The organism is Streptomyces sp. WELS2, assembly GCF_013870595.1.
In the GTDB taxonomy this organism is placed as follows: domain Bacteria; phylum Actinomycetota; class Actinomycetes; order Streptomycetales; family Streptomycetaceae; genus Streptomyces.
This window is the reverse complement of sequence record NZ_JACBWZ010000817.1, coordinates 1-2,714: the sequence shown is the minus strand read 5'-3', so window position 1 is coordinate 2,714 and position 2,714 is coordinate 1. Positions and strand designations below refer to the sequence as shown.

The following is a 2,714-nucleotide window of genomic DNA, read 5'->3' as shown; positions in this document are numbered from 1 at the left end:
TCGCCTTGTTCTGCCGGGAGACGCTCGTCTCCACGTACTTCGCCCCCGTGGCCCGGCCGAGGACCCGGCGACACCGAGCAGGTGCCGTGAAACCGGATCGAGTGCGGTGCGGTGAAGCCGGACCGAGCCAGGCGCGGTGCAGCCCGAGCGAGGACGGTGCCGTGGAGCCGGATTCACCGGGTGCCGTGTGACCCGGCCGGGCAAGGTGCCATGAGGCCGGAGCCACGACGAGTCACCCGCTGTGCGCGCCTCCGGTCGCTCCTGACTCCCGGATGCCGGCTCCCCGTCACCCCTCCCGCCCGGGCCGCAGGTCCACGATCCGGCGGATCTTGCCCACCGACCGCTCCAGCGACTCCGGTTCCACGATCTCCGCCCGGACCGATACCCCGATGCCGTCCTTGACCGCCGCGACGATGGACCGGGCCGCCGCCTCCCGCACCTCCGGCGGAGCGTCCGGGCGCGCCTCGGCCCGGACGGTCAGGGCGTCGAGGCGGCCCTCCCGGGTCAGGCGCAGCTGGAAGTGCGGCGCCACCCCGGGCGTGCGCAGCACGATCTCCTCGATCTGGGTCGGGAAGAGATTCACCCCGCGCAGGATCACCATGTCGTCGCTGCGCCCGGTGATCTTCTCCATCCGCCGGAACACCCGGGCCGTGCCGGGCAGCAGCCGCGTCAGATCCCGCGTCCGGTACCGGACGACCGGCATGGCCTCCTTGGTCAGCGAGGTGAACACCAGCTCGCCCCGCTCGCCCTCCGGCAGCACCTCGCCGGTGACCGGATCCACGATCTCCGGGTAGAAGTGGTCCTCCCACACATGGAGCCCGTCCTTGGTCTCCGCGCACTCCTGGGCGACTCCGGGGCCGATCACCTCGGACAGCCCGTAGATGTCGACGGCGTCGATCCCGAACCGCTCCTCGATCTCCCGCCGCATCGGCTCGGTCCACGGTTCGGCCCCGAAGACACCCACCCGCAGCGAGGTGCCGCGCGGGTCCACGCCCTGCCGTTCGAACTCGTCCAGCAGCGTGAGCATGTAGGAGGGGGTCACCATGATGACGGACGGCTCCAGATCCAGGATCAGCCGCACCTGCCGGGCCGTCATGCCGCCGGACGCGGGGACGACCGTACAGCCCAGGCGCTCGGCACCGTAGTGGGCGCCCAGGCCACCGGTGAACAGCCCATAGCCGTAGGCCACATGAACGACGTCGCCGGGCCGGGCGCCGGCCGCCCGGAGGGACCGCGCCACCAGGTCGGCCCACGTGGAGAGGTCACGGTCGGTGTAGCCGACCACCGTGGGCGCTCCCGTGGTACCGCTGGAGGCGTGCAGTCGGCGGATCCGCTCCCGGGGGACGGCGAACATGCCGTACGGGTAGTTCGCCCGCAGGTCGGCCTTGGTCGTGAAGGGGAAGCGGGCCAGGTCGGCGAGCGTACGGCAGTCCTCCGGGCGCACGCCGGCCCTGTCGAAGGACTCCCGGTGGAACGGCACGTGCTCGTACGCGTGCCGCAGCGAGGCGCGCAGCCGCTCCAGCTGGAGCGCCCGCAGTTCCTCGGTCCCGAGCCGTTCGCCCGCGTCGAGCGGATCCGCCGCATGCGTCATCGGAAGCGTTCTCCTCGACCAGCCACACATTCCGGACGACCGATCATTCGGTCGTCGCTGCTGTGGCAAGTTATCCAGGCCACCGGGCCCCCGGGCAAGAGGTCTGCGGGATTTTCCCGCGCGGGACATCGACACCGCCGGCATCCGCGTGCCGTTCTCCTGGCACGCATCCCCCGCCAGGGGGCTCGTCGGCGCGGGCCCCCGATCCCTGACGGCCCGGCCGGGCGCCTCCGGGGCCGCTGCGCCGCAAAGATCGCCCTCGCGTGCCCTGTCCGCCGTAGCGACCGGTCGCTAGGCTGACCCGCGGACGACGAACCGGGAGGAGCACGGACGTGGCCGAGAGCACCACCCAGCACAAGCCGCTCGCGGGCTGGGACAAGCCGGAGCTGGACCTCAGCAACGCCGAGTGGCAGTCCAGCAGCCGAGGGCTGGGCGATGTCCAGATCGCCTTCGTCGAGGGCTTCATCGCGATGCGCAACAGCGGCCGGCCGGAGAGCCCGTCCCTGATCTTCACCCCGGCGGAATGGGGCGCCTTCGTCTCCGGCGCGCGCGAAGGCGAGTTCGATCTCACCTGAACCGGGGGTGTCACCCCCGGATTTCCGGACACGCGACCGGCAGGACCCCCGTGGGGGCCGGACCTGAGCCAGGCTGGCCCCGGCAAGGGGAAGGTCGTGTTCCGGAGGTGAGAAGGATGAACGCCGCGCCGGTCATCGCAGCGGTCGACGGTTCCGCGGACAGCCTGCGCGCCCTGGACTGGGCCCTGGACGCCGCCCGCCGCCGCGCGGCACCGCTGCGTGTGGTGCACGTACGGCAGTACGCCGCCTGGGGCCAGGCGGGGGCACTGGTCGCCGGACCGTCCGACACCGAGGGCGCCCCGGTGCTCGACGAGGTGCGCACCCGGCTCGGGGACCACGCCGGGGAACCAGCCGTGGAGTACGTCGCCCTGGAGGGCGTACCCGGCGCCGTCCTGCCCCGACTGGGCGACGACGCACAGCTGTTGGTCCTCGGCTCCCGGGGCCGCGGCGGCTTCGCGAGCCTGCTGCTCGGCTCCAACGGCCTCGCCGCCGCCCCTGCTGATGGTGTTCCTCAGCCTCGCGCCCTCCAACACCGTGACGAAGCAGCA

At 72.5% G+C, this 2,714-nt stretch carries 3 protein-coding genes; 2 read left to right on the top strand and 1 reads right to left on the bottom strand.

All coding sequences use genetic code 11. The features are described 5' to 3' along the window. Nucleotides 1-286: 286 nt before the first annotated feature. Nucleotides 287-1,591, bottom strand: a complete 1,305-nt coding sequence (paaK, locus tag H5J33_RS30275) for a phenylacetate--CoA ligase PaaK (RefSeq protein ID WP_181797976.1) — start codon at nt 1,589-1,591, stop codon at nt 287-289. 332 nt (nt 1,592-1,923) lie between these two features. Here paaK and H5J33_RS30270 point away from each other — a divergent pair, with 332 nt between their 5' ends. Together H5J33_RS30270 and H5J33_RS30265 are read left to right on the top strand one after the other, a co-directional pair. Continuing rightward, nucleotides 1,924-2,166: a DUF397 domain-containing protein gene (locus tag H5J33_RS30270; RefSeq protein WP_181797975.1), complete on the top strand. Its 243-nt coding sequence runs from the start codon at nt 1,924-1,926 to the stop codon at nt 2,164-2,166. A 116-nt stretch (nt 2,167-2,282) separates the two neighbouring features. Further along, nucleotides 2,283-2,714 (top strand): universal stress protein (locus tag H5J33_RS30265; protein ID WP_181797974.1); only part of this gene is annotated, 432 nt, incomplete at its 3' end.

Coding starts and splice junctions, on each gene's coding strand:
- paaK (WP_181797976.1), bottom strand. CDS start 1,591: ATGACGCATGCGGCGGATCCGCTCGACGCGGGCGAACGGCTCGGGACC.